Genomic DNA, 25,867 nt, shown 5'->3' with positions numbered 1-25,867 from the left:
CGCCATTTTGAGTATTCTGGCGGCCAGTTTGATGACGGGTCCGGTCATGGCGGAGACAATTCCGGACAAATCCGGACAGATCCGGGCACTTCTGGAGACCGCGCGGGAGAGGCACGGCCTGATCGGGCTGGGGGCCGTGGTTGCCACGCCGGAGGACGGGATCATTGCGCTCGCGGTTACCGGGGAGCGTGTGCGCGGCGGCGCGGCCATTCAGGCTGCTGACGCCTGGCATATTGGGTCCAATACCAAGATGCTGACCGGGCTGGGCTGGGCCCGTTTGGTGGAGGCAGGCTCGGCGCGCTGGGGCATGACGCTGGGCGAGATTTTCGAAGGCGAGACGCTGCATCCTGGCTGGCAGGATGTGACGATTGAGGAGCTGCTGGCGCATCGCTCCGGCGCGGGCGCCAATCCCGGCGTGCTGTGGATGACCGGGGCCGGGCGCAATGGCGACCCCGTGGCACAGCAGCGCGCCAGCCTGGTGGCCAGCACCCTGCAGAAAGCCCCGGCGGGAAAGCGCGGCGCGTTTGTGTATTCCAACCTTGGCTACATAATTGCCGGAAGGGCGATGGAGCAGGTGGCGGGAACAGGGGAGACCTATGAGCAGCTGATGCGCCGTCTGGTGATTGAACAGGCACCGCAGGGTGCGGGGATGGGATTTGGCTTTGGGCCGCCGAGCGCCATTCAGGGGCACAAGGGCGGATTGTTTGGCGGGCTAAGGCCCGTGGGCACCGGGCCTTCTGCCGACAATGCGCCCGCCTTTGCGTCTGCCGGAACAGCCCATATCAGCCTGGCCGGGCACGCCCTTCTGTTGCTGCCTTTTCTGGAGGGCCCACAGGCGCTGCCTGACGAAATGCGCCGTAGGCTGATGATGCCCTATCCGGACGCGGCGGCGGAGTATGCCATGGGCTGGGGCGTGCAGACGGGCAGGGATGGCAAACCCGTTTATCTGCATGCGGGGTCCAACACGATGTGGCTGTCACAGGTGGTGGTGTTGCCGGAGCCGGGCGCGGTGATCATTGTCAATACGAATGCGGCGGGCAAGCAGGCAGACGAAGCCATCCGTGAGCTGACGGGACAGCTGATCGGCTGGGCGCAGGAAAATGACCGTTAGAGACGTTCGGCCCGCACGACATGCCCATCTGAACGCACAAGGCGGTAATCTTCCCCCTCCGGCCAGACGCGTAGATAGGTGACGAAATCGTTCGGGTCGATGCCCACCTGATCGGGCCCCTGGAAGAAGGCGCCCGGTTCGAAACAGACCCAGGCGAGCGGGCGATCCCAGCTGGCCTCTGCGCCGGCCTCTTCGATCATGGCCTGCAGGGCGCGGCGCGTTTCGGCCGGGGGATATTGCAGGAAGACCGAATGATAGATCACGGTCGGCCCTTCTTCGGGGCGCGAGGCGAGCTTTGCCTTCAGCCAGTCTGCCGCGTCTGCCGTGTCGACGCGAACGCGGGTGCGGCGGGCCAGCGCGATGGCGGCGTCGAGCCGCGCGAGGCGTTCGGGCTGGTCGGGCCAGACATAGGATTTGAGGCGGCGGGCGGCCGAGGCCTTTGAAAGATTGATCGGCGCCTGATCGCAGGCTGCACGCGAGGCGACGTTGAACGACATGTCGATATGGTCCGGGGGCGGACCGATCCAGTCGGTATCGATGGTCACATCGCTGTTGCCGGTAAGCTCCCAGCGGCTGGTACGGTAATTGAACCGGTCCCAGTTCTGGTTGAGGCCTGCGCTAGCACCCAGTTCCAGCATGTGCATCGGCCCCGGAAAGAGGCTGGCAACCTTCAGGAAACCCGGCACGAGCGCAATGGCGCGCCGGGTTTCGTTGGTCTGCGGGGGGGATTTCATGAAAACCTTTGCCGCCCGCTCGCGCCTTGTCAGCCAGTCGCGCGCGATGGGCCAGACGGCCTCCATGGTCCAGTCCGGATTGGCGCCTGGATAGACGGCGGCCAGTTCCGGCGCCTTGCCGCCCAGGACGGCATAGTGAAGGTATCCGGCGATCCGCAGGGACAGCGCATCGCGGCGGGGATTGCCCGGCCAGCCCCTGACCAGCCGCTCAACCGGCCCGCCGGCCTCGATATCGCTGGCCATGGCGTGGCACAGGGCCTCCATGAATGGAGAGCCCAGCGCAGCGCAGAACCCTGCCTGCTCGCGAAAATGCGCGAGAATGTCGTCCCTGCTCGTACCCGCCACGCGGTTGTGTCCCTTCGCTCACACACTACCGATAGAGGTATGTAAAGAGACTTCATAGCCGGAATTTATTGCCGCGCAGATGATTTCTGGTGTTAACCTTATTCCTGCCTCATGCAGCGGCAGGGCGGGGCCGTAACCGCTGAAGGACCAGGCGCGGGCGCGGCCTTCATGGACGAGAAATGCTTTCCCTTCAACGGCGTACATGGCGCCGTCCGGAAGCCGGGCGGGGGTGATGATCTCGCGCGCGCGGCGGCTCGTGAGCACCTGCTGCATCGCGCCGGCGGAGAGGGCATCGGCGTCAGAGATGGAGGCGCCCGGCGTCAGGCGGCCCGCGCGGAGGAGGGCCTGCCGGAAAGCTTCCGCCTCCTGGCGGCGGCATTCGAAGCAGGGCCGGTGGCCGCCCGCCAGAGCAGTCGCCTCATCCAGAAAGAAGAGTTCGGTATAATGGCCGGGCCGCATCAGCGTGCGGCGCCGGCCTTTGAAATCCAGCCGGCAGATGATCCAGCGCTGGCTGGCCCATTGCCGGGCTTTCAGTGTACGGTCTTCCCGGTGGAAGCAGCCACCCCGGTTTCCCATGAACAGGCCGCGTTCGGGCACGGCATGCAGATGCCCGAACGGGTCAGCCCGGTTCTGGAGCGGCATGGCGCGCAGCCCTCCCAGATCTGGGAGGGCTGCTGATGCCGGAACTGTCAGTCTCGGGAATATTCATTCCTGTTTGCCCCATCGAAAGCGGCCTGATTTCAGGCAGCACTTGCTGAAATCTGCGATCCGAACCGCAGGGGCAAAGGTCGTTCCGTCCGAGTTTTTCGACGAGTTCCTTATCGCCGTGTACGATCCGTACGCCGCGCTTTACGCTGGTTTCGGAGTTGAAGCCCTTGCGCCGTTTAGAGGAGACCTCGAAAGGACGGAAGTTCATCAAATGATCTGATCTTGCGGGCCATGACAACCTCCCTGTTTGTGTGGGAGGCCGTCATAACGCAAGGGCAGGTTGAACGCTAGACCCGCTCGACCGCCATGGCGATGCCTTCGCCGCCGCCGATGCAGAGGGAGGCCATGCCTTTTTTCAGGCCGCGGTCTTCCATCGCTGCCAGCAGCGTGATGAGCACGCGGGCGCCGGAAGCGCCGATCGGGTGGCCCATGGCGCAGGCGCCGCCATTCACGTTCAGCTTGTCATGGCTGATGCCGAGCTCTTTCATCGCGATCATCGGGACGACCGCGAAGGCTTCGTTGACTTCCCACAGGTCCACATCCTCGGCCTTCCAGCCGGCCTTCTTGAGGGCCTTCTGTATGGCGGGGACGGGGGCGGTGGTGAAATAGGCCGGCTCATGCGCATGGCTGGAGGCGGAGACGATCTTGGCAATCGGCGTGAGGCCGCGTTTCTTCGCTTCGGATTCGCGCATCAGCACGAGGGCGGCGGCGCCATCGGAGATGGCCGAGGCGTTGGCGGCGGTGACCGTGCCATCCTTGCTGAAGGCGGGCTTCAGGCTGGGGATCTTGTCGGGCATCGCTTCACGGGGAAGCTGGTCGGTGTCGATCACGGTTTCGCCCTTGCGGGTTTTCACGGTGACGGGGGCAATCTCGCGCTTGAACTTGCCGGCTTTGGTGGCGTCCTGTGCGCGTTTGAGGGTTTCGAGGGCGTAGGCGTCCTGCTGCTCGCGCGTGAACTGGTATTCGCGGGCGATCATGTCAGCAAAGTTGCCCATCGGGCCGCCTTCATAGGCGTCTTCCAGGCCATCGGTGGCCATATGATCGCGCGCCGAGGCGGCGCCGTATTTGTGACCCTGGCGCAGGGTGATGAGATGGGGCGCATTGGTCATGGATTCCATGCCGCCGGCGACGATGACGGTGGCTTCGCCCGCCAGCAGGGCGTTGCGGCCCATGACGACGGCTTCCATGCCCGAGCCGCACATCTTGTTGATGGTGGTGGCTTCGGTTTTTTTGTCGAGGCCGGCCTTGATGGCGGCTTGGCGGGCCGGGGCCTGGCCCTGGCCGGCGGGCAGGCAGTTGCCCATGATGATCTCGTCAATTTCGCTGGCGCCGAGCCTGGCTTCAGCGGTTGCGGCTTTCACGGCATGAGCGCCAAGCTCATTGGCCGAGAAACTGGCAAGTTCGCCGAGCAGGCCGCCCATGGGCGTGCGGGCCATACCTACGATGACGACCGGATCTTTCTCTGACATGGGGCGCGTTCCTTCCTGACAATGGTTTCTTGTGCGGCGCGGTAGAATAGGCGCCGGACATGCCGTTTCGTCAAGGCCGGGGTGGCCGGTTCCCGGCGCGCGTCAGCTGCCGAGGGCGGCTTCGATATCCGCCGCCAGAGCCTTGTCGCCGGGTTTTACCGAGGAGGGGTAGGCCTTGATCGGCGTGCCATCGGCGCGAACGAGGATCTTGTGGAAGTTCCATTTCGGCTGCGCCGGCTCGCCCAGCGTGGTGACGGCGGCCTTGTAGAAGGGGTGCTGATCCGGGCCGGTGACGGCGTATTTCTTGGTCAGCGGGAAGGTGACGCCGTAATTGATCTCGCAGAAGGATTTGACGTCCTCCTCGCTGCCGGGCTCCTGACCGCCAAAATCATTGGACGGGACGCCGACGATCACGAGGCCGTCCGCCTTGTTCGCCTCATAGAGTTCCTGAAGGCCGGCATATTGCGGCGTGTATCCGCAGCGCGAGGCGGTGTTGACCACCAAGATGGCCTTCGCGTTGAGGCCGGTGAGATTGAGCGGTTTGCCGTCGATGCTGGTGAATTCGGTGGCGGACATGGCGATCCCGGTCTCCTGGGCAGCGGGCGGGGTGGGGGCGTCCTCCTTGGGGCCGGCGGTCGCTTCGGAGCAGGCTGCGAGCAGCACAGGGGTGGCAAGGGCGAGCATTGCTAGGCGCATCGGCGCATCTCCTGAAGGTAATCCACAGGAAGTATAGGCCGCTGAAAGGCCGCGTCATCCCCATGCGAGATGAAATGCTCGTGATTTTGAAGAGGCCGGGGCTCAGATCAGCTTGAGGCCGACCTCGGAGCCTTTCTGCCAGACCACCTGAGCGCGGCCGGAAATGCCGACAGAGCGGGCGTTTACCGAAAGCTGGCGCGGCATGGTCTCATTATTGGGGAAGCGGATGCGCAGGCCGGATTCGGAATAGTCCAGCACGATCCCCTTGCGAGTGTAGCCCGATTCCAGAGTGACGGTGGCTTCCCGGTAGACCTGCGCGCGCAGGGGGCGGGCATAGCCTTCGCTGCGCCGCGAAGACGTCACATCTTCAATACGCGACGGGGTAACCGTCTCGGTTTTCCGGTGTCCCAAGAGGCGCGTGAGGATAGACATGCCTGATCCAAAGCAAGAACCATGCCGGAATCGGGGATCTGCCAGTCGCACGATTTTGACGGTTAATGGCGAACGGACCGGGAGGCATTCACCCTCCCGGTCAGTCCTCGTTTCAGCGGTTACCAGATCCGGACGCGCTGTTCCGGCGGCAGGTAAAGCGGCGCGTCTTCGGTGACGCCGAAAGCCGCGTACCATTCATCGAGGTTACGCACGACGCCGTTGATCCGGTACTCCGGCGGGGAGTGAGGATCGGTCAGCAATTGCTGGCGCTTGGCTTCGTCACGGTATTTCGAGCGCCAGACCTGCGCCCAGCCGAGGAAGAAGCGTTGGTCCCCGGTGAGGCCATCGATGACGGGGGCCTGCTCGTCTGCGCTGACCACGCCGTCGCCATCGGCATCCAGGCTGAGTTGGTAAGCCTTGTAGGCCATCGAGAGGCCGCCAAGGTCGCCGATATTCTCGCCAAGGGTCAGGCGGCCATTGACGCAGGTGGCCCCGTCATCGAGCGGGCAATAGCCGTTATACTGCGCCACCAGCGCGTCGCCGAGCTGGCGGAAGGCAGCCTGGTCTTCCGGGGTCCACCAGTTGCTGAGCGCGCCCGACGGGGCGTATTTGGCGCCCTGGTCGTCAAAGCCGTGGCCCATCTCATGGCCGATCACCCCGCCGATCGCGCCATAGTTCACGGCCGGATCAGCAGACAGGTTGAAGAAGGGCGGTTGCAGGATGGCGGCCGGGAACACGATCTCGTTGAAGGCCGGATTGTAATAGGCGTTGACCGTTTGCGGGGTCATGAACCATTTGGTCTTGTCGACCGTTGTTCCGAGGTCGGACAGATTGTCTTCCATCGCCCATTTGGCCGCCGCCATGGCATTGTCGAGGGCGTTGGAGGTGACCACCAGGGTTTCGTAGGTCTCGAACTTGTCGGGGTAGCCAATCTTGGGGTTGAAGCTGTCGAGCTTTTCTTCAGCCTTCACCTTGGTCTGGTCGCTCATCCAGGTGAGCTCTTCGAGATTGACCGCCATGGCCTTGCGGAGGTTGGCCACGAGTTCATCCATCGCCGCTTTATTCTCCGGCGGGAAGTAGCGTTCGACGAACACCTTGCCGATGGCCTCGCCCATCACGCCCTCGGTTGAGGAAACCGCGCGCTTCCAGCGCTCACGCTGCTGGGGCTGGCCGCGCAGGGTGGTGCCGTAGAAGGCAAAGACTTCACGGTCGATCTCATCGGGCAGGACATCTGCATGATCGATCAGGAAATGGGCTTTCAGGTAGGCTTTCCAGGTGTCGAGCGGCGTTGCATTTGCCAGCCGGAACATCGCCGGGAAGCCGCCGCCCAGCTTGGTGGCGTCTTCAGCCGAAATGCCAGCCTCCGCCAGTTCTTCCCGGGTTGGCGGAACCTGCGCGACGAGGAAATGCCCCTGATCGCCGACGCCGATCGTGTCGAGCGCGATGGCGGCGGGGAAGGGGCCGGCCATGGCGTAGAATTCATCGCGCGAGAGTTTGTTATAGGTGATCTCCGGATTGCGCGACAGGGCGCGGTCCCAGTGTGTCTTGGCCATCTCCGTTTCAAAGGCCATGACGTCTGCAGCCGCCGCTGCCGGATCAGCATACCCTGCCTTGCCGAGCAGGTCTGTCAGCAGCTCCACATATTTGGCGCGCTGCTCGACAGATTTTTCGTCTGTCTTCAGATAATAGTCCCGGTCCGGAAGGCCGAGGCCGCTGAGGCCCATCTGGAAGATGTAGGTTTCCGGGTCCTTGTCATCGACAAACACATAGCCGCTGATCGGCGAGGCAAAGCCTACCATGGCCGTCAAACGGCTGACATCCTCGATGCTGGCAATCGCGTCGATCTGATCGAAATAGGGTTTCACCGGCTCCAGCCCGGCGGCGTTGATCGCATCCATATCGAGATAGGCGGCGTAATAGGCGCCGATCTTGCCTTCGGGCGTATCGAGGGCCGGGCCGGCCTTGGCGAGATCTTCGATGATCAGGCGCACGCGCTGTTCGGATTTTTCGCGGAGCAGGTCAAAATTTCCATAACGCGAACGATCCGGGGGGATTTCGATCGTGTCGATCCAGGTGCCGTTTGCATGGGTGTTGAAATCGTCGCCGGGGCGCACTGCGGTATTGAAGGCGGTGAGGTCTACGCCCCAGTCGCCCCAGGTGTCGGGCGCGGAGAGGACGAGGCCTTCGGGTGTCGGGTATTTTCCGTCGCTTGCCTGGCTGGCGGGCGGGGTTTCAGCCGGGACAAGCCCGGTTTCCGGCGGCGATGCAGGCGCTGTGGCGCAAGCGGTGGTGAGCGCGATGACTGCCGCGCCAAGGAGCAAACGTTTCATTTCCGGTCCTCCGACTGTTTGCAAAAACGACCGATGGCCGGGATGCCCGGCCATCGGCTTACTGATTAATTTGGGTGGTCGCGCATGAGGCTACTCTGCCGGGTGGGCCGGCGCGCCATGGCCGCCCTGGCTGGTGCCCATCAGGGCCTCTTCATCCAGTGTAACATGGCCGGTATAACCCTCGCCGATCTGGCGATATGGCTTGCCGCCCCATGTCCAGCGGAAGATCCGCCCGATTTCCACGCCGACCGCATAGAGTGCGGGCACCATCAGCAGAGACACGAACAGCGCGAAGGCAACGGCATAGCCCAGCGACACAATCATCGGCTGGAGGAACTGTGCCTGTACGGAGCGCTCTGCCATCAGGGGCAAAATGCCGACGAAGGTGGTGACCGAGGTGAGAAGGATCGGCCGGAAGCGGGAGACGCCCGCATCGACCAGCGCCTGCACGGCCCCGGCGCCTTCATCTCGCCTGCGGTTTACATAATCGATCAGCACAAGGTTGTCGTTGATGACGACACCGGCGGCGGCCGCGATGCCGAAGAAGGCGAACATGGCCATAGGCACGCCGCTGATGGCGAGACCAAAGATGGCGCCGCAATAAGCGAAGGGCAGGGCCATCATCAGCAGCAACGGCTGGGAATAGGACCGGAACGCCACCGCGAGCAGCATGTACATCGCTCCGATACCGATCAGCAGAAGGCGGCCGATTTCGGCAAAGAAGCGCTGTTCCTGCTCATACCCGCCTGCTTCGCCGCGGATCACATCCGGGAATTGCTGGCGGAAGCCCGGCCAGAAGTCCTGCTCCATCGCGCCCATGATCCGTCCCCGGCCGCCATCTCCGAAGATCTCGGCAGAGATGGTGACCGAACGCATCCGGTTGCGGCGGATGATGCGGTTGATGCCCGGCGCGAATTCGAATTCGGCGACCTGTGTGATCGGGATCTCACGGCCATCGGCGGTGCGGATACGGAGCGTTTCGAGGCTGTCGAGATCCTCGCGTGCCGATTCCGGGAAGCGGACCATCACGCGGACATCTTCGCCGTCGCGCGGATTGCGCTGGGCTTCGATGCCGTAATAGGCCTGCGCCACCTGGCTGGAAACATCGCTGAGAGAAATGCCCAGTGTTTCAGCGCCGGGTTTCAGCGTGACGCGGATTTCCTCGGCCGATGAGGAGAGGTTGTCCGAAATGTCATAAGCTTCGGAATAGGTGGCAAGGTGGGCTTTCAGATAGTCGGCCGCCTCGCGGAGCCGGTCGAGCTCAGGATGGCTGAGCGCGAACTGCACGCCCGTGTCTGCCTCATTGAAGGTAAAGGCAAACTCGATTGTCTCGGCATCCTGGATTTCGCCGGTGGCTGCGCGCAGCTGTTCGGCGATGTCCTTGGAGCGGATGGTTTCGGGGCGCTCCTCGGGCGGAACGAGGCCGATGAAGGCCTGAACCTGGCGGCCGGCCGCGATCAGCGAGGCATCGCGGATCAGCCCCTCCTTGACGTCAGGATACTGTTTGGACAGCTCCGCCTTGGCGACATCGACGCCATTCTGAAGCTGGTCGCGCACCTGGAGCAGGCGTTCATACGGCGTGCCATCGGGCATCTCGATGCTGACCTGGATGAGATCGGCCTCGATTTCCGGCATGAACTTGAAGGGCACGATGCCGGTGGACTGCATCGTCACGGCAATCGCAAACAGCGAGAAGAAGAAGGCGACGGTGGCGTAACGGAAGCGGATCGCCTGTTCGAGCACCGGCTTGTAGAGGTTGTTGGCAAACCACAGCATGCTGTCGGCGATGCGCCGCTGCATGGCCATGAAACGGCCCGTGCGCCCGCCAAATTCCTGCTTCTTCATGTGCGACAGGTGGTTGGGCAGGATCAGCATCGACTCGATGATCGAGAAGGTGAGCGCGGCGACCACGACAAAGCTGATCTGCTGGGTGAACATGCGCGTCGGGCCAGTGATGAAGGCCCAGGGCAGGAAGGCGATGATGGTCGTCAGCACGCCGAAGATCACCGGCTTCATCACCATCTGGGTGCCGGCAATGGCAGCGTCGAGACCTTCACGCCGGCCGGTTTCCACCTCCCTGTGGATATTCTCGCCCACGACAATGGCATCGTCGACGATAACGCCGATCACCAGCAGCACGGCGAAGGTGGAGAGGATGTTCCACGAGACGCCGAAGAACGGCATCAGCATGACGGCGCCGGCAAAGGCTGTGACGATGCCCACGGTGACCCAGAACGCCACGACCGGGCGCAGGAACAGGATCAGCACGAGCATGACCAGCAGGGCGCCCTGCAGCGCCGAGTTGGTGATCAGATCCATCCGCGCATCGAAGGTTTTGGAATCGTCCCAGAGGATGTCGATCTTCATGCCTTCGGGCAGGATGCCATTGGCCGGATCATTGGCCCGCTCGATATAATCGCGGAAGCCCTTGGCATATCTCGGGATGTCCATCTGATCGGGCTCAGGTGTCATCACGAAGATGGTGTTGCGGCCGTTGAAGGTGGTGCTGAGCTTGTCACTGACGAGACCATCGATGACGGTGGCGACATCGCTGACGCGGACGGTGCCTTCATTGCTGGTCTGGCGGATGACGATGTCGCCGAACTGCTCGGCCGAGTCGGCGACGTTGCGGGACATCAGCGAAACATCGCCCACGGGGGATTCGATGCGCCCGCCCGAGGAGTTGAGCGAGGTGCTGCGCACGGCGGCGGCCACATCGTTCAGCGACAGGCCGAACCGGCGCAGCGCTTCTTCGGACACTTCGATGCTGACCTGCTCATCCATCGTGCCCTGCATGACGGCGAGTTCACCGCCGGGAAGGCGGGCGATGTCGTCGCGGACCTTCTTGCCGATGCGGCGGAGCGTTTTCTGGTCAACGTCGCCATGGACGACCATGCCCATGAACCAGTTGCGCTGTTCCCAGCGCGTCACCTGCGGGCGATAGGCCGCCTGCGGAAGGTTGTTGATCTGGTCGACGCGGATTTTGATCTCGTCGAGGAAGACATCCATGTCGATGTCGTCCCGGCCGCGGATGTTGACCACGCCGGAGCCTTCGGTGGCGACTGAGGTAATCCGGTCGAGGCCGTTAATGCTGGCGACGGCCTCCTCGATACGGGCAACGATCTGTTCTTCGATGTCGCGCGGGGAGGCGCCGTTCCAGGCGACCGAGACCGAGGCCCCGGAAACCTTCACGACCGGGAACATTTCCCGTTCCATCGCGCTGTAGCCGAACACGCCGCCGGCAAAGGCGATGATCATCAGCAGGTTGGCGGCAACCGCGTTACGGGTAAACCAGGCGACCAGGCCGTTCATTGCGCGCTCCCTTCGCCGCCTTCCTGGGTGCCGGCATCAGCGAGCGCTTCGGCATCGGCCTTTTTCTTTTCGCCATGCACCTTCACCGTCCCGTCAGGCAGGCGCTCGAGCACGGTGATGCTCATGCCGTCGAACGCTGCCTGAATGGGGCTGGTGATGGCGAGTTCACCGGGCTCCACGCCGGAGCGCAGATACGCGCCGGTGCGATCGGAAAACGCCACATCCACGGGGCGGATGGAGAGCTTTCCGGTTTTCGGGTCGCCGATGAACAGGCGATTGTCACCACGCAGCGCGGCGCGCGGCGCGATCAGGATATTGTCCAGCTTTGCGCCTTCGATACGGGCATTGACGAACAGGCCGGGCGCCATCGGCGCGCCGTCATCGGCGCCTTCACCGAAGGGGTCTTTCAGCTCGGCAAAGACATTGATCTGGCGCGTCTGCGAGTTGATGGCCGCGCCGGTGCGCACGACTTCGCCGATCCAGGTACGCGGCTGGCCGCCGACGACAGCGGAGAATTCGACGCGGGGGCCGGGGGTCTGAGCCGTCGAGGAAAACGCAATCGGCAGGCCAAGCTGGCCAAGGTCGGCATCCTTCAGCGGCAGGGCAACTTCCACCACATCGGTGGCAAAGATGTTACCCAGCGACTGGCCCGGCGAGACGAACTGGCCAATGTCAGCCGAGCGTTCCCGCACGCGGCCATCGAAGGGCGCGATCACGGCGGTCCGCCCAAGGCTGAGTTCAGCCTCGGCGAGTTGTGCCTTGGCCGATTCCAGGGCGGCGCGGGCTTCGGCCAGCTGCGGTTCCCGGCGGGCGAGCGGGGAGGCATCCGACAGGCCAAGGTCGGTCAGATCCTTCTGCGCGAGTTCTGCTTCCGCAATCTCGCGGGCAAGGCCCTGTTCGGCACTGGCGACAACCGACCGGGCACGGACGACAGCAAGCTCATAGTCAGCCGGCTCGACACGGACGAGCACCTGGCCACGCTTGATGAAGCCGCCATCGACAAAATCGGGCGAGACATAGGTGATGCGCCCGGAAATCTGCGGGGCAACGATGATCTCACGCTTGGGGCGCACTTCGCCCTGCGCTTCGACGGTGATCGTCAGGGAGCCGGATTTGACCTGTTCGGCAAAGACGTTGAGGCCGGGTCTGGGCTCGTCATTCTTCTCCGGTTCCGGCTTCATCGCCGTGACGGCAACGACGCCTCCCACCCCCAGCACAAGCAGGATGGCAATTGGTGCGATGATGGCGATCAGGCGTCCCATGGCGTCTATCTCCTGCCGCTTTCGGCGGCGTCAGTGTCAAACAGGTCTTCCTCGGAAGCGAGTTCCATCCCCGGAACCCCGCCACCCAGAGCGAGATGATAGTTGATGCGGTTGCGGGCGCGGTCTGCCCTTGCCGATACCAGCTGGCTTTCTGCTGTCAGCCGGCGCGTTTGTGCGTCGATCAGGTTGAAGATATTCACTGTACCGCTGGAATACTGGCGCTCGGCGATTTCCTCGGCGAAGCGGGCTTCCTCCAGCGCGCGGCCCTGGGCCTCTTCCTGACGGGCAATCAGGATGTCCGCCGTCAGAGCGTTCTCCACCTCGCGCCAGGCATCCAGCGCGGCGCTGGCATAATTGGCGACAGCCGCTTCGGCCTGCGCGATGGCCGCCAGGCGCTGGGCGTTCAGGCGCCCGCCGCTGAAGATCGGCTGGGTGATGCTGCCGATCAGGCGGGCGGCGATCAGCGAGGGATCGAGCGCGTCGGAAATGTCGGTCTCGCTGGTACCCGCCGAGCCTGTGAGGCTGAGGCTGGGCAGCAGCGCGAGGCGGGCTTCTTCGGCGCGCAGGCCAGCGCCGACAATCCGGGCTTCCAGCGCGGCAATGTCCGGGCGGCGCGACAGGAGGAGGGCGGGATTGCCCACCACATCCATCGGCGGCAATTCGGGAATGACGGCCGGGGCGGTCAACTCGGCCGAAGGATAGCGGCCCAGCAGCACTTCCAGGCTGCGGGTGGCCTGGGTGGAGAATTGACGCTGCGCCGCGATGGCGGCTTCGGCCTGGGCAAGCGCGCTGCGCGCCGTGCGCAGTTCCAGCGGCCCGTAAATACCGGCGCGCACGCGCGGCTCCGTCAGGTCCACCGCGCGCTGACGCGCTTCATAGGTGAGGACGGCAATGCGTTCCTGCGCGAGTGCTTCGTTCAGGTTGATCCAGGCAATGGCGGTCTGGCCGGCAATCGAGAGCTCTGATGCGGCAAGGTCGGCTGCTGTGGCGGCATATTCGGCATCGGCCTGCGCGATGCCGTTGGAAATCCGTCCCCAGAGGTCGAACTCCCAGCTGGCATTGAGGCCAAGGCCATAGCTTTCGCCATTGATGCGGTCGGTTCCGCCGCCGGGCAGGACCACGCCGGTCGAGGTGCCGCCAAAGCTGCCCGTTGCGGAGAGGGAAGGCCACCGCGCGCCCCGCGCGCTGCGGACAAGCGCGGCAGACGCCCGCAGGCTGGCGGCGCGGGATTCAAGAGTGGGATTTGCGACAACGGCTTCTGCCACCAGTTCATTCATTGCGGGGTCGTTGAACTGGTCGAGCCAGTTGCCCGTCTCGGCTACACCGGCAACGCCGCGCGCCGCCCATTGGGCGGGCGCGTCCGGCGTGCTGGCGAACAGGGCTTCCCGGTCGGTGGCCAGACGCTCCACGGCGCTCGGGGAAGTGGCACATGCCGCAAGCATGGCCGTGCCCATAAGAAGGAAAGAATTTTTCATGCGGTTTCCGGCGCTCCGGGCTGCCTTGGGGTTGCGATACGCTTCTACTTGCCGAGCGTCAATGAGAAATTATCGATTTTCAATAACTTTTTGTCCTTGCTCATCAACATTCCATCTCGACCTACAGATTTGCCGATCTTGGCTTCACGCTATGGGCGCGGTAGCCGCTAAACAAAGGACCGGATAGAATCCGATGTCACAGGTGGCGTACTTATGAGCGATGGATCTGAAACAGACGGTTTACAGCCGCCCCGGCAGTCGATGACGCGCCGCACGCGGGATTTTGCAGTCCTCGTTCTGACGACCGGCACGGTGATGCTGATCTTGGCGCTGACAGGCTCCCTCGGCCTGATCGAGGCGCTGACCGCGATGTTCGTCATCGGGGCCATTGCGGCGGCTTATTATGTCGGCTCTGCTGCCATGCAGCTGCCCGCGCCCGCCAAGCCGCTCGAAGCATCCCGCCGCGAGGGGATGGCCCTCGCGGACTTTCTTTCCGCCCTGCCGCTTCCGGCTTTTGAGGTCAGCCGGGATGAGCAGAGGATCACGTCTTTCAACCAGCCCGCCGCGGTTTTCCTGCGGCTCGGCCAGCGGCGGTCCGCGCCGCCGCGCGCCAGTGCCATCATCCGCGCGCCCGCTTTGCTGGCCGCCATCGAGACCTGTTTCAATGCGGCGGGGCTGGGCTCTGCCGAAATCGAGATGGAAATCGGCCCGGAGGAGCAGTGGCGCGCGCATATTCATCCCATTCCGGGGAGTGGGAACCTGATGGTCGTGCTGGAAGACCTCACCCCGGTCAAACGGGCCGCGCGCGCGCGCGCCGATTTCCTGGCCAATGCCAGCCATGAGCTGCGCACGCCGCTGACCGCCATTTCCGGTTTCATCGAGACCATGCGCGGCCCGGCCCGGGAGGACAAGGAGTCCTGGGACCGCTTTCTCAGCATCATGGCGGGGGAAACAGAGCGGATGAGCCGCCTGATCGCGGATCTCCTGTCCCTTTCGCGGATCGAGAGCGCTGAACATGTGCAGCCGACGGCGCGGGAGCATTTCGGCGATATCGTCATGAGTTCGGTGGACGCATTGCAGCCGCTGGCGAGCGAGAAGGGGGTTGAGCTGGTATTTGATGAGCCCGAAGCTCTGCCGGCGGTGACCGCCAATCGGGATGAACTCATCCAGGTCGTCGAAAACCTCGTCTCCAACGCGATCAAATATTCCAAGGGCGGGCACAAGGTGACGATCCGGTGCGGCGTGGCGGCCGATGCGTTCGCGGCGCGGACCGAGGCGGCGCAGGCCTGGCCGGACAGCGAACGCATGACCCTGCTGCAGACCTCAAACCGCGTGGCCATCAATGAGCCGACGGTCTGGATGCGGGTGGAGGATCAGGGGCCGGGCATTGAGCGGGAACACCTGCCGCGCCTTGGCGAGCGGTTCTACCGCGCCGATCAGAGCCGGGGCGGCAAGATCACCGGGACGGGGCTTGGCCTTGCCATCGTCAAGCACATCATGGCCCACCATCGCGGCGGGCTGGCGGTGGAGACGGTGATGGGGCAGGGCACGGCGTTTGGCGTCTGGTTGCCGGCTGCGCGGGAAAACCAGGGTGTCTAGCTGATCGAGAGTGTCCCTGAACGGTAAAGCCCCCGGGGCGGGGGGCACCGGGGGCTTCCTTCCGTCTGGCGAGATGGAATGCTGGGCTTGTCAGCCCGCAATGCGCCGGACGTAGTCGTATTCTTTGCGGCCTTCGCGCTTTCTTGCAGGTTGGAATGCAACGGCTGCGTGCTCAGCGCAATAGGGTCCGCAGTCTGCCTTGCGTCCGCAGAAGGCAAATTTCGGGTCGGCGGGGTCGCCGATCGGCCATTTGCACATGGAGTCGCGCAAGGTGAGGATGGTGGCCGGGGTGCCGTCTGCCATCGGCAGCGGCGGCAGCGGGGCAAGGGCGGTGGCGCGCTCCGGGGCGGCCGGAACATCGGTCAGGCCAGGAAGCACTTTTGCGGCCGGTGCTGCTGCAGGTGCTGCAGCGGCGGGGCTTGCCGCCTCGACCACGAAACGGGGTTTCGGACGCGCCAGGCGCGGCGGACGCTTCACAGGGCGCGACGGGGTCGCGCGGCCCGACAGGCCAAGGCGGTGAACCTTGCCGATCACGGCATTGCGGGTCACCCCGCCCAATTGTTTGGCAATCTGAGAAGCCGAATGGCCTTCGGCCCACAGCTTCTTGAGCACTGTTACCCGTTCATCAGTCCATGACATGGCTTGCAGGTCTCCCGCTTTGGGCTGAACCCCATACTGAGCCCAAACCCACTAGATGTTGTGACGGCTGGTAAACGCCGCCCCTCTCGACACCTAGATATCGTATCAGGACCGAAATGAAACACAACATGGGCCCCGCGCTTTCCACAGAGTTTCTATATGTTGTGTTAAGGATTCCACAGGCAGGCAGGCCGGAAAAGTCGAGGCGCACCCCTCGCGCAACCCGCGCGCATCGCTTATTTGCCTTGCATGGATACGATTCCCGGCACTTCGCAATCTCGCCTTCGCCAATATGGCGCTTTCAACGGCCTTGGCCTGTGGACACTCTACAAAAGGGAGGTTGGCCGTTTCCTGAAAGTCTGGATGCAGACCGTTTTCGCCCCGGTGGTGACCACGCTGCTGTTCATGACGGTGTTCAAGCTGGCGTTCGGGGATCGCGGTCGGCTGACGGGCGATTTCGAGGGGCTGAATTATAACGACTTCCTGGCGCCCGGCCTGATCATGATGGCGATCCTGCAGAACGCCTTCGCCAATACGAGTTCAAGCCTGCTGCAGGCCAAGTTCAATTCCACGCATGTGGACTTCCTGATGCCGCCGCTGTCGCCGCTGGAGCTGACGATTGCGTTCCTGGGCGGGGCGGTGACGCGCGGCCTCGTCGTGGCGGCGATCTCCGCGATTGCGATCCAGCTGTCGGGGCTGGCCAATCTGTCGGTGGCGCATGTCTGGCCGATCCTGTGGTTCACCCTCACCTCGGCCATCATTCTGGGGGCGCTCGGCGCCTATGGCGGCATCTGGGCGGACAAGTTCGACCATCTGGCCGCAGTGACCAACTTCGTGATCGTGCCGCTGACATTCCTGTCGGGCACCTTCTACGACATCAAGGTGATGGTCGAGCCGTTCCAGACCATCGCGCATTTCAACCCGATCTTCTACATGATCGACGGCTATCGTTATGGGCACCTTGGCGTGGCCAACGGGTCGATCCTGGTGGGGGTTGTCTATACCGGCATCCTGTCGCTGGTATCCATGGTCTGGGTCTGGCTGCTGTTCCGCAAGGGTTACAAACTCAAGGCCTGACGAGGCCGGCGTCCTTACTGCGCTGCCCTTTCGATGTCCTTCCGATAGCTGCGTGTTGACATCAGCAGACAGACGATGCTCGCCGCGTTGAAGAGCAGGATCAGTTCCAGCGCGCGGGCAAGCGGCTGGGCGGCGCCCTGGGCGGCGAAATGATCCGACAGGAGGCCGGCAATCAGCGGACCGCAGCCGATACCGACAAGCGTCAGGCAGAACAGCATGAAAGCGGAGGCGAACGACCGCATCCGCAGCTTCACGAGCTCCTGCGAGGCCGTATAGGCGACGCTGGCATAGATGAGGCCGATGAAGCTCGGCACGATGTTCCAGGCATAGGCCATCTCTACTGTCGGCGCGCGCAGGAACATCCACGCAAAGGGCAGGGCAATGGCCGCGCAGAGCGCGATGATCAGCGGGCGCCAGCGCAAATCCTTCTTCGACAGCGTATCGCAGACCCGCCCGAGCACAATAGCTCCGACGCTGCCCACCCCGCCGATCAGGATGCCGAGCGGCAGCGAGACCTGGCCAGGGGAAAGACCATAGGTGCGCTGCAGATGGCTGGAGGTGAAGACAAGAAAGGCGTTTGCCGAAATGCAGATCAGCAGGCATCCGGCAAGGAGCCAGAGATAGGATGACTGCCCGCTGATGAATTTCAGCGTTTCACCGATCGAAGGCGCGGGGCCATCATCCCTGCGCTGGTCGGCAAGGCCGCGGACGGGCTCGCGAATGCCGAAGCGGACGATCAGGGCCAGGATCAATCCCGGAACACCGGCGACGAAAAAGGCGACCCGCCAGCCATAGAGTTCATAGATATACCCCCCGAGCGCGAAGCCCGCCATAATGCCGAGGCCGATCCCGCTGGTGTAGATGCCAAGAGCCATGGCGCGTTCCTGCGGTGGGTAGAGGTCGGCGATCATCGATGTGGCAGGCGGGGTGCCGCCAGCTTCTCCGATCCCCACGCCCATGCGCGCAAGGAGAAGATGCCAGAAATTCTGTGCCAGACCCGAGAGTGCCGTCATTGCCGACCAGAGGCCGAGCGCCAGGGCGATGATATTGCGGCGGTTGCCGCGGTCGGCCCACATCGCGACGGGGATACCGATGGTGGCGTAGAAAGCAGCGAAGACGAGACCAGTAAGCCAGCCGACATGCGCGTCGGTGAGGTTGAAGTCCGCCTTGATCGGCTCCAGCAGGATCACGAGGATCTGCCGGTCCACATGGTTGAACGTGTAAGTCAGGGTCAGGACCGCAAGGATCCAGGCGCGGCCGGAAATCTTCGGAGCGGCTTGCGGCAGGGCAGGGCTGGTCATGCCGCAGTCTCCAGACGGCTGAGGAAGGCAGTGAGGGCGGAAACGGCCTGGGGTTCATCCAGGATGGGCGCATGGCCGACGCGCGGCACGGTGGCGAGGGTGGCATCGGGATGCCGCTTCGCCATCCTTTCTGCTGTCTCCGCCGACAGAATGTCGGAAATCTCTCCACGGATGATCAGCAGGGGCGCCTTTTTTGCAGCGCCGAACAGGCGCCACATCAGGAAGCTGGTGATGGCGCCGGGCTTTACCTTGCCCAGCGATCTGGCAATTCCGGGATCATAGGCGGGGACGACCTGGCGGGTCGGCAGCTCTTTGTAAGTGCGCCGGGCAAAATCCATCCAGCGCTCATCGGTCATGTCCGGAAAGGCGGCGCCCTGAAGTGTCTTCACGGCGGCTGCCGCACTCTCCCAATCGGTGACGGGGGCGACCTTGCCGGCATAGGAGGCGATCCGCGCGATGCCGGTTTTCTCCACTGCCGGGCCGATATCATTCAGCACGATACCGGCCACGCGCCCCGGCGCGGCCCGCGCTATGAGCAGCGAGATCAGCCCGCCCATGGAGGTGCCGATCAGGGCGGCGCGTTTTATTCCGAGCGTATCGAGCAGGGCCAGCATGTCCCTTGCGTAGACGGGCGGCTGGTAATTGTCGGTATTCGGATCATAGGCAGATTTCCCGCGCCCGCGCACATCCACCGCGATATAGCGATAATGGCCGGGCAGGGCGGCGATCATCGGCTCGAAATCCTGATGATTGCGCGTCAGCCCATGGATGCAGAGCACGGTGAGGCGGGCGTCTTCAGGGCCATAGGATCTCGCGTAAAGTGCCAGGCCATCCTGCGATGTCCAGGTGATATCGGTGCCCTCTGGCAGCATGCGCCTTGTCTCCCCCTACGGAAGCTGATGTTCCGTTTCAACAGATGTTGAAAAATAGACGCAAACCCTGCACAAAGGCAAGCCGGTTGGGCCGCTTTGAAAAGCGGGTCGTCTGGTTCATACTCAAAGTGGCCGTGGCAATGTCGCGCGTCGCTCATCTATGCGCTTCGACAGATGCCGGTGGACACCTACGAAGCATGGAAAGACAATGAAACGATGATCGGTCCGAGAAAGTAATGGTGATGCGCGCAATGATTGCTCGGAGCGCTATCTCTGCTGGGGTAGCACTTGTTGCGACTAGCGGTCTGGCGTGGCCTGAATCGTCACACAGGCAAGAACTCGCTTCATCTCTGCACAAGCAGATCGGGTCTTGCTGGCCCGGCACGGAGGATCTCGGGCGCGAGGGACAGATTCAGGTGGTCATCCGTATAAGGCTTGGCCTTGAAGGAAATTTACTCGAAGGTCCGATCGTTCTTATTCCAGAGCCTGGCGCGACTTTGCATGGTGAAGTGGCAGAAGCAGTGGCGCGGGCAAAAGGTGCGATAACCCGTTGTGCACCTTACGATCTTCCAAAAGATAAGTACAAATCTTGGGAAGAAGTGGAGATTGATTTTACTCCAAAGCCCAAAGTTCAACTCATTTCTTGAAAGGACAACCCAGTTGAAGAGGATCGCTCTTGTCGGACACGGATCGGCGCACTCGCGGAGAATTTATTCTGACCGCGCGTAGCAAAACGCCGCCGCCGAAAGCAGATCGCCGGACCGCTATCCTGGATGCGGCCGAAGCCGAGTTCAGTGCCCATGGTTTCGACGGCGTCACCCTGCGAACAATCGCCAAGCGGGCAGGGGTCGATCTTGCCCTGCCGAACTATTATTTCGGCCCGAAGAAGCAATTGTTCGACGCGGTTTTCATTCGCCGGGCGCAGATCGTGAACCTTTGGCGCGAAGAGGCGCTGAAAGCCGCCATCGAAGCAGCGCGCCCGCAGCCGCCCACCGTCGAGGCGATCATCCGGGCGTATCTGGAGCCGATGCTGACCGGGCCGCATCTGGAAGATCAGGGCTGGAAGAATTACTACGCCCTCGTGGCCTATGTGAACAACTCGCCTGGTTGGGGCGGCCGGCTGATGGCGGAGCATTTCGATCCGCTGATCCGCCAGTTTCTGGACGCGCTGCGCCTCTCGCTTCCGGGAATGGACGAGAAAGACCTCTATTGGGGCTATCAGTGTTTTTCCGGGGCGCTGACCCTCGCGCTCGCCCAGACGGGCCGGATCGACCATCTCTCCGGGGGTGTATGCCGGTCTGACGACCTAGCCGATGCCTGCGAGCATATGGTGCATTTCATCGCCGGGGGTTTTGAAGCGGCCCGCCGCGCGGCGCCCGCCGCCCTCACCCCTCCGGCGCCCAAGCGCCGCGCCGCAAAGCGCGGTTAAAACCCCGGCTGCCGCAGGGGCGGCGGCAATCTCATCCGTATAAGGAAAAAAGGGCGGCGCCGTGAGGCACCGCCCTGAAGGTAGGTCTGGAATGGCTGTGTCTCAGTGTCCCGTGAGACACAGCCGGGAGGAAACGCTCCAGACCTAGAACTCGTAATCCACACCGATGCTGAAGGTGCGCGGATCGCCGTAATAGGCATTCAGCACGCCTTCCAGGCCCAGCGTCGGCGCGCCGGTGACCGGGTTGATGAAGTTGTATCCGGCCACTTTGTAGCGCTCGTCCGTCAGGTTCTTGCCGGTGAAGGTGAAGCCCCAGCGGCTGTCATCGGGTTTCCAGCGAAGGCCAAGATCAACCAGCGTGTAGGCTTCCTGGTCCAGCGGGCTGCGAACTTCAAACTGGCTCGACTTGCTGCGATAGGAGGCGAGCGTGTTGAGGGTCAGGCGGCCCGGCTTCTGCAGGATGTGGAAGGGCGTGTCATAGGTCAGGCGGAGGCTGCCCGTCCATTCCGGGGTGTTCTGGAACACGCGCTGGTCTGCCACGTCATTGCCGAAGGCGTCGATGAACTCGTTGAATTCCGCATTGATATAGCCAACCGACAGGGCCGAGGTGAGCATATCGGACTCGTTGAACATCTCTTCGCCGAGCACCGCTGTGCCTTCAAATTCCACGCCCCAGAGGTCTGCCGAGGCGGCGTTGGTCGTGACGCCCGTGAAGGTGTCGTTGACGCCGTCACCATTGGTGTCGATGCCGACCGAGCCTGGGATCTGGACGTTCTGGTAATCCATGAAGAAGCCGGCGAGGCTCGTCTGCAGGCGGCCCTCAAAGGTGCTTGCTTTCCAGCCGATCTCGTAGCTGTCGACCTCTTCGGGTTCGAACTGCATGAACGCGAACACTTCCTCCGGAGAGACCGTGCCATTCTGATCGAGATCGGGCGCGGCGGTGGTTTGGCCACGCGGGTCGAACGAGCCGCCCTTGAAGCCCTGGGAATAGGTCGTGTACAGAGTGTGGTTCTCAACCGGCTTGTAGGTCAGCGAGACGCGGGGGCTGAAATCATCAAACTTGGCGGAGCCGTCAAAGTTTGACGTTGTCGCGATCGGCACGCCGGGCCCACCGAAGAAAGGCGAGAAGCCGCCAATATAGGTGCGGCGCAGAACGATCGAAGACCGCTTGTCTTCTGTATACCGCCCGCCGAGCGAGATGGCGAACTGATCGGTCAGGTCATAGGTGAAGTCGGCAAAGATCGACCAGGTTTCGGTGCTGACTTCGCCAAAGGTCTGGGCGTTCAGGCCCGGCAGGCTGAGCAGCGCGCCCGTGGTGCCGAGAAGCACGTCAAACACGGTCGAGGAGTTTGCGTCCAGATAGTAGGCGCCGACAATGCCGTTCAGGCGGTCGCCGGAATACAGAACCTGGAACTCGTTTGACAGCTGATCATTGGTGTAGATGCCGGGAACATCGACGTCTGCAACCGGCAGGGCGTCGAAGTCGATCGGGCTCGTGCCTTCATCTTCACGGTAGGCGAGGATATTCTTTAGCGTGATCGTGTCGCTGACCTCATATTCAGCCACCAGAGATCCGCCATAGACTTCCACTTTCTGCTCCACCACATCCAGGCCGGCGCGGTTGTCATAGACATTACCAAGCACGGGATAGGTCGAGGGCGGGAAAAGATCCGGGATCAGACGATGCCCCTGACGGGCATTCGACTCGTCGTTCATATAGTCGCCCGCGAGGCGCAGCTGGAAGGAGTCCGTGACATCCCATTCGGCGGAGAGGCGGGCGGAGAGGACGTCTTTGTTGTAGTTATCTTCGCCGGTGATCAGGTTCTCGCCGAAGCCGTCGCGCGTGAAGACGCCGACGCCGCCGCCGATGCGGAAAGTCTCTGCCAGCGGCACCGAACCGGACGCCACCACATCCTTCTGCCCATAGCTGCCCAGCACGCCGCGCGCCTTGAAGGTGGGATCACTCGACAGGCCCTTGGTGACATATTTCACCGCGCCGCCAATCGTGTTGCGGCCATAGAGCGTGCCCTGGGGGCCACGCAGAACCTCAATTCTTTCAACGTCATAGACCTCCAGAACCGCGCCCTGCGGACGGTTGAGGTAGACGTCATCGACATAGATGCCGACGCCCGCCTCAAAGCCCGAAACGGGGTCCTGCTGGCCGACGCCGCGGATGAAGGCGGAGATGGTATTGTTCGTCCCGCGCGAGACTTCCAGGGTGACGTTGGGCGAGATCTTGGCGACCTCATCCATCGTCTGGACGCCGAGATCGGCGAGCAGGTCGCCGCTGAAGGCGGAGACCGAGAGCGGCACGTCGAGGAGGTTTTCCTCGCGGCGCTGGGCGGTGACGACGATGGCGCCGAAGCGGCGCTCGTCCGAAGCGGCGGTCTCTTCCGGCGTCTCCTGGGCATAGGCGGCAACCGGCGTGAGCGCCGTGGCGCACAGAGCCATTACCATGAATCGATTGAATTTTACGGCCATATTGTCCTCCCGTATGCCCGTTAGCGAGCTTTTTTCAACAAGCGTTGATTTTCAACAGGTGTTGAAATGACAGGGCCGGCGCGGCCTGTCAATGTGTTCCGGGTGCAACACTGGTGGCCCGCGCGCGGCGGCGGGCGCGGAAAACTCCAACGGAAACTCCAGGCGGGGGCGGGGAAGCTCTATCGGCGCGTCAACGGGGGCAGGCTCGCCCTTCGCCTTCGCTCAGGGTGCGCCTTTGGGGGAGGGCAGTGTGGGGGGACTTCCCCCTTCGGCCGGGAGGAGCAGGGCGTGCTGCGCCGCTAGTTCGGCGGCTGCCATTCGAAGAGGTCGAGCGTTTCGTCGCTCGGGCGTTTGCCTTTCATCCGGTCGAAGCAGGGGTGGGGGATGTGGCGGCCCGAGGGGAGGACTTCGGAGACAAACGTGCCGCCATGGGAGGGCTTTGACACGCGGATAGGCGCGCCGCAGACCGGGCAATTCTCGGCCCAGCCCTGGCGGGGCGGGGCGTCCTTGCCATCGGGGCGATAATAGATGGTGGCCGCCACGCGGGAGCGCTCCGGGCTGGCATTGGCATTCCGGAAGTGTTCCTTGCGGTGAATCCACATCTTGGGGGCTCCTCTACGCTGCTGGCGCTAGGGGTAGCAGGGAGGGGTTAAAGTTGGGTTTGACCTTTGAACCCCTCTCCCTTGGGAGAGGGGCAGGGGTGAGGGGGAGCTGCGCCCTCGGCGGGTTGGGGCGTGGATAGGGCGGCGCGTATCCGGTGGGGTTTCTGCGCCGGTTATGCTGCGGGGATGACCGATATTGCTGCACCCTCAGCCCCGCCCAAGCGGACCAAGCACGTCAACACGGCTGCCACCTCCCGCTCGCTGCGCCATCTGGCGCGGGAGGCGGCCGAGCGGGGCGAGCGGCTGGTGGAGATTTCGCGGCGGCTGCAGATTGCGCCGTCCACGATCCATCATTGGGCTAAGGCGGATGGCTTCCGCCGGAAGGACATCAAGGCGCGGGCGAGCCTGTCGGCAGGGCCGGTGATGCCGGGGAAGGCGGACTATCCGGAGCTGAAGGACATGGGCCCGCGCGCGCGGCTGGAACGATTGCATGAGCTTGCCGGCATGGCGCGCCTGCGCGCGATTGCGGCGGTGGAGGAAGGATTTGTGGATTATGGCCTCAAATGGCTGCGCGAGGCGCAGAAGCTGGAACGCGCCTGGCGGGCGCTGAGGCAGTATCTGGAGGATTATCCGCCGCCGGAGGAAGTGGGGGAGGCGGACTGGCGCACCAAGGCGCTCTGGACTCTGGAAGAATGGGTGCGGGCCGATGAGGAGGGGCGCGAGCCCGTGTGCCCCTGGGAGACGCCGCGAACCCCTGCCGAGGAGGAAGAGGAGCGCCGCCTGTGGGAAATCGCGGAGGCGCGCCAGCCGCCCCTGCCGGAGGACGCGTCCCCCGAAGCGCAGGCCGCGGCAAATCTCGACACGCTTCAGGAAGTGATGCGCCTGCAGCAGGAGATCAAGAAATGGCGCCTCCTGCCCGGCCGCGGAGACCCGCCCTTTTTAAGGGCGGCCGATCGCGGGCGGAGTGTCGCCGGACACCCCTCTCCCCCAGGGAGAGGGGCCGGGGGTGAGGGGGTCGCTCGGGATCAGAAATCGCACGGCGATTTCCCGAGCGACGAAAGAATGACTCTTTCGGCCCCACCGTCGCAGCCCTCACCCCCAACCCCTCTCCCGCAAGCGGGAGAGGGGAGCCAAAGCAGCGGCCCCCGGCTCTACGGCATCGAAGACGCATTTCCGGTGAGGGTCTCGCGGCGGGAGTGATCCGCGTAGGGCGCGGCGTAGGGTGCATTAAGGCCAAAGGCCGCAATGCACCGGTGGGGCGCGGGGGCGGTGCATTGCGCTGCGCTTAATGCACCCTACGGATCGCGGAGCGATCTATTGCTAGGGAAAAGGAGTGATCCGCCTCGTGGTTTCTTTCTGATTGAAATCGGTGTCGACTTCGCATAACCAGAGGATACTTCGGGAGGCTGAATTGATAATTGATATCGGAGCAAAAGTTGTAACTCCGCAAACAAATATTTGGGTCGTGTTCCCAGGTAAGAATAGGGTATTGTTTGAGGACTTTAGGGCGAGTTCTAAAGTTTTTTTACAACTGCCTGAACTTAGATTTGATGCAGTTGAGCTTAATAACCCTAGGGCTGATCGGGATATTGTGCAGAGAATCCGTAGATCGTTTGCGATTGACGAATACTGGGATAGCTTAAGGCGTGGCCAAGACGTAGCGCAACCAAGCCGCCTATTAACTGATTATGCAGACGATGCCACTGACGCACGCGTAAACACAATGTTGGGCTGTGTTCGCAGCCTATTCTTGCGAGCCCAACCAGGGGATTTGGTTCTGGTTCCTGGGTTCGGTTCTTACAGTGAGGTTTTGTGCGGAGAAATAACTACTCCGTTTTCGCGAGGCGACAACGTAAGGGTTGATCGATTTCCAGGCGAAACATTCAGTGCACGGAGTGTGGAGTGGATCAGGGTAATTCCAGAAAAGCGGCATTTACCGATGGGGATAGCGCGGGCACTTACGCATCCCCCTGAACCGCGCCGGTAACCCCGG

The 25,867-nt window shown here is 63.1% G+C and carries 21 protein-coding genes; 6 read left to right on the top strand and 15 right to left on the bottom strand.

Annotated features, from left to right (window positions below; all coding sequences use genetic code 11):
• The first annotated feature begins 31 nt into the window (after positions 1-31).
• A complete protein-coding gene (locus HPO_RS16845; protein WP_035601401.1) occupies positions 32-1,111 on the top strand; it encodes a serine hydrolase domain-containing protein in 1,080 nt (359 codons plus the stop codon).
• Here HPO_RS16845 and HPO_RS16840 read toward each other — a convergent pair.
• The 10 genes from HPO_RS16840 to HPO_RS16800 all read right to left on the bottom strand — a co-directional run bounded on the left by HPO_RS16840 (position 1,108) and on the right by HPO_RS16800 (position 13,874).
• Positions 1,108-2,190, bottom strand: coding sequence for a DUF2332 domain-containing protein (locus HPO_RS16840; RefSeq protein ID WP_051612733.1), 1,083 nt, complete (start codon positions 2,188-2,190; stop codon positions 1,108-1,110). The two genes, HPO_RS16845 and HPO_RS16840, sit on opposite strands and share 4 nt — an antisense overlap.
• An 18-nt stretch (positions 2,191-2,208) precedes the next feature.
• Positions 2,209-2,832 (bottom strand): hypothetical protein, encoded by a 624-nt coding sequence (locus HPO_RS16835; RefSeq protein ID WP_035601399.1) that lies wholly within the window; start codon positions 2,830-2,832, stop codon positions 2,209-2,211.
• Positions 2,810-3,106, bottom strand: a complete 297-nt coding sequence (locus HPO_RS21275) for an SEC-C metal-binding domain-containing protein (RefSeq protein WP_157532902.1) — start codon at positions 3,104-3,106, stop codon at positions 2,810-2,812. Before HPO_RS21275 ends, HPO_RS16835 begins: the two co-directional genes overlap by 23 nt.
• A gap of 79 nt (positions 3,107-3,185) precedes the next feature.
• A complete protein-coding gene (locus HPO_RS16830; RefSeq protein WP_035601397.1) occupies positions 3,186-4,367 on the bottom strand; it encodes a thiolase family protein in 1,182 nt (393 codons plus the stop codon).
• A 102-nt stretch (positions 4,368-4,469) separates the two neighbouring features.
• Entirely contained in the window at positions 4,470-5,063 is a 594-nt protein-coding gene (locus HPO_RS16825) for a glutathione peroxidase (protein WP_035601395.1), read from the bottom strand.
• Between the two features lie 102 nt (positions 5,064-5,165).
• Positions 5,166-5,495 (bottom strand): PilZ domain-containing protein, encoded by a 330-nt coding sequence (locus HPO_RS20760; protein ID WP_035601393.1) that lies wholly within the window; start codon positions 5,493-5,495, stop codon positions 5,166-5,168.
• 119 nt (positions 5,496-5,614) lie between these two features.
• Positions 5,615-7,825 carry a M13 family metallopeptidase gene (locus tag HPO_RS16815; RefSeq protein ID WP_035601391.1) on the bottom strand — a complete coding sequence of 737 codons (2,211 nt, stop codon included), beginning with the start codon at positions 7,823-7,825 and terminating at the stop codon, positions 5,615-5,617.
• Positions 7,826-7,915: 90 nt separating this feature from the next.
• A complete protein-coding gene (locus HPO_RS16810; protein WP_035601389.1) occupies positions 7,916-11,137 on the bottom strand; it encodes an efflux RND transporter permease subunit in 3,222 nt (1,073 codons plus the stop codon).
• Positions 11,134-12,399: an efflux RND transporter periplasmic adaptor subunit gene (locus tag HPO_RS16805; protein ID WP_035601387.1), complete on the bottom strand. Its 1,266-nt coding sequence runs from the start codon at positions 12,397-12,399 to the stop codon at positions 11,134-11,136. Before HPO_RS16805 ends, HPO_RS16810 begins: the two co-directional genes overlap by 4 nt.
• A 5-nt stretch (positions 12,400-12,404) precedes the next feature.
• Complete coding sequence (locus tag HPO_RS16800) at positions 12,405-13,874, bottom strand: efflux transporter outer membrane subunit (protein ID WP_035601385.1); 1,470 nt, start codon at positions 13,872-13,874, stop codon at positions 12,405-12,407.
• 213 nt (positions 13,875-14,087) lie between these two features.
• Between HPO_RS16800 and HPO_RS16795 the strand changes: the two genes are divergently transcribed.
• Positions 14,088-15,473 (top strand): sensor histidine kinase, encoded by a 1,386-nt coding sequence (locus HPO_RS16795; RefSeq protein WP_084324402.1) that lies wholly within the window; start codon positions 14,088-14,090, stop codon positions 15,471-15,473.
• Positions 15,474-15,563: 90 nt separating this feature from the next.
• Here the strand turns inward: HPO_RS16795 and HPO_RS16790 are convergent, their stop codons facing one another.
• Positions 15,564-16,112, bottom strand: coding sequence for a GcrA family cell cycle regulator (locus HPO_RS16790; protein ID WP_035601383.1), 549 nt, complete (start codon positions 16,110-16,112; stop codon positions 15,564-15,566).
• Between the two features lie 249 nt (positions 16,113-16,361).
• Here HPO_RS16790 and HPO_RS16785 point away from each other — a divergent pair, with 249 nt between their 5' ends.
• Entirely contained in the window at positions 16,362-17,189 is an 828-nt protein-coding gene (locus HPO_RS16785; protein ID WP_035601381.1) for an ABC transporter permease, read from the top strand.
• Between the two features lie 14 nt (positions 17,190-17,203).
• On the opposite strand, the gene HPO_RS16780 is transcribed toward HPO_RS16785, so the two are convergent.
• Positions 17,204-18,490 carry a spinster family MFS transporter gene (locus HPO_RS16780; protein WP_035601379.1) on the bottom strand — a complete coding sequence of 429 codons (1,287 nt, stop codon included), beginning with the start codon at positions 18,488-18,490 and terminating at the stop codon, positions 17,204-17,206.
• Positions 18,487-19,362 (bottom strand): alpha/beta fold hydrolase, encoded by an 876-nt coding sequence (locus HPO_RS16775; RefSeq protein ID WP_035601377.1) that lies wholly within the window; start codon positions 19,360-19,362, stop codon positions 18,487-18,489. Before HPO_RS16775 ends, HPO_RS16780 begins: the two co-directional genes overlap by 4 nt.
• A 236-nt stretch (positions 19,363-19,598) precedes the next feature.
• Here HPO_RS16775 and HPO_RS20600 point away from each other — a divergent pair, with 236 nt between their 5' ends.
• Positions 19,599-20,009, top strand: a complete 411-nt coding sequence (locus HPO_RS20600) for a hypothetical protein (protein WP_157532901.1) — start codon at positions 19,599-19,601, stop codon at positions 20,007-20,009.
• A gap of 29 nt (positions 20,010-20,038) precedes the next feature.
• Positions 20,039-20,791, top strand: coding sequence for a TetR/AcrR family transcriptional regulator (locus HPO_RS16770; RefSeq protein WP_241767949.1), 753 nt, complete (start codon positions 20,039-20,041; stop codon positions 20,789-20,791).
• A gap of 144 nt (positions 20,792-20,935) precedes the next feature.
• Here HPO_RS16770 and HPO_RS16765 read toward each other — a convergent pair whose 3' ends face one another.
• Together HPO_RS16765 and HPO_RS16760 are read right to left on the bottom strand one after the other, a co-directional pair.
• On the bottom strand, positions 20,936-23,272 hold the full coding sequence (locus HPO_RS16765) for a TonB-dependent receptor (protein WP_035601375.1): 2,337 nt from the start codon (positions 23,270-23,272) through the stop codon (positions 20,936-20,938).
• Positions 23,273-23,571: 299 nt separating this feature from the next.
• Entirely contained in the window at positions 23,572-23,874 is a 303-nt protein-coding gene (locus HPO_RS16760; RefSeq protein WP_035601374.1) for a hypothetical protein, read from the bottom strand.
• Between the two features lie 186 nt (positions 23,875-24,060).
• On the opposite strand from HPO_RS16760, the gene HPO_RS16755 reads away from it, so the two are divergent.
• The gene (locus tag HPO_RS16755) at positions 24,061-25,074 is read left to right on the top strand and encodes a hypothetical protein (protein WP_035601372.1); all 1,014 of its coding nucleotides are present in this window, start codon (positions 24,061-24,063) and stop codon (positions 25,072-25,074) included.
• Positions 25,075-25,867: the final 793 nt, after the last annotated feature.

The organism is Hyphomonas polymorpha PS728, from assembly GCF_000685315.1.
GTDB lineage: Bacteria > Pseudomonadota > Alphaproteobacteria > Caulobacterales > Hyphomonadaceae > Hyphomonas > Hyphomonas polymorpha.
Note: the sequence above shows the minus strand (reverse complement) of the source record. Positions and strands in the feature narration are given on the sequence as shown.

Coding starts and splice junctions, on each gene's coding strand:
- HPO_RS16845 (WP_035601401.1), top strand. CDS start 32: ATGACGGGTCCGGTCATGGCGGAGACAATTCCGGACAAATCCGGACAG.
- HPO_RS16835 (WP_035601399.1), bottom strand. CDS start 2,832: ATGCCGCTCCAGAACCGGGCTGACCCGTTCGGGCATCTGCATGCCGTG.
- HPO_RS21275 (WP_157532902.1), bottom strand. CDS start 3,106: ATGAACTTCCGTCCTTTCGAGGTCTCCTCTAAACGGCGCAAGGGCTTC.
- HPO_RS16830 (WP_035601397.1), bottom strand. CDS start 4,367: ATGTCAGAGAAAGATCCGGTCGTCATCGTAGGTATGGCCCGCACGCCC.
- HPO_RS16825 (WP_035601395.1), bottom strand. CDS start 5,063: ATGCGCCTAGCAATGCTCGCCCTTGCCACCCCTGTGCTGCTCGCAGCC.
- HPO_RS20760 (WP_035601393.1), bottom strand. CDS start 5,495: ATGTCTATCCTCACGCGCCTCTTGGGACACCGGAAAACCGAGACGGTT.
- HPO_RS16815 (WP_035601391.1), bottom strand. CDS start 7,825: ATGAAACGTTTGCTCCTTGGCGCGGCAGTCATCGCGCTCACCACCGCT.
- HPO_RS16810 (WP_035601389.1), bottom strand. CDS start 11,137: ATGAACGGCCTGGTCGCCTGGTTTACCCGTAACGCGGTTGCCGCCAAC.
- HPO_RS16805 (WP_035601387.1), bottom strand. CDS start 12,399: ATGGGACGCCTGATCGCCATCATCGCACCAATTGCCATCCTGCTTGTG.
- HPO_RS16800 (WP_035601385.1), bottom strand. CDS start 13,874: ATGAAAAATTCTTTCCTTCTTATGGGCACGGCCATGCTTGCGGCATGT.
- HPO_RS16795 (WP_084324402.1), top strand. CDS start 14,088: ATGAGCGATGGATCTGAAACAGACGGTTTACAGCCGCCCCGGCAGTCG.
- HPO_RS16790 (WP_035601383.1), bottom strand. CDS start 16,112: ATGTCATGGACTGATGAACGGGTAACAGTGCTCAAGAAGCTGTGGGCC.
- HPO_RS16785 (WP_035601381.1), top strand. CDS start 16,362: ATGGATACGATTCCCGGCACTTCGCAATCTCGCCTTCGCCAATATGGC.
- HPO_RS16780 (WP_035601379.1), bottom strand. CDS start 18,490: ATGACCAGCCCTGCCCTGCCGCAAGCCGCTCCGAAGATTTCCGGCCGC.
- HPO_RS16775 (WP_035601377.1), bottom strand. CDS start 19,362: ATGCTGCCAGAGGGCACCGATATCACCTGGACATCGCAGGATGGCCTG.
- HPO_RS20600 (WP_157532901.1), top strand. CDS start 19,599: ATGGTGATGCGCGCAATGATTGCTCGGAGCGCTATCTCTGCTGGGGTA.
- HPO_RS16765 (WP_035601375.1), bottom strand. CDS start 23,272: ATGGCCGTAAAATTCAATCGATTCATGGTAATGGCTCTGTGCGCCACG.
- HPO_RS16760 (WP_035601374.1), bottom strand. CDS start 23,874: ATGTGGATTCACCGCAAGGAACACTTCCGGAATGCCAATGCCAGCCCG.
- HPO_RS16755 (WP_035601372.1), top strand. CDS start 24,061: ATGACCGATATTGCTGCACCCTCAGCCCCGCCCAAGCGGACCAAGCAC.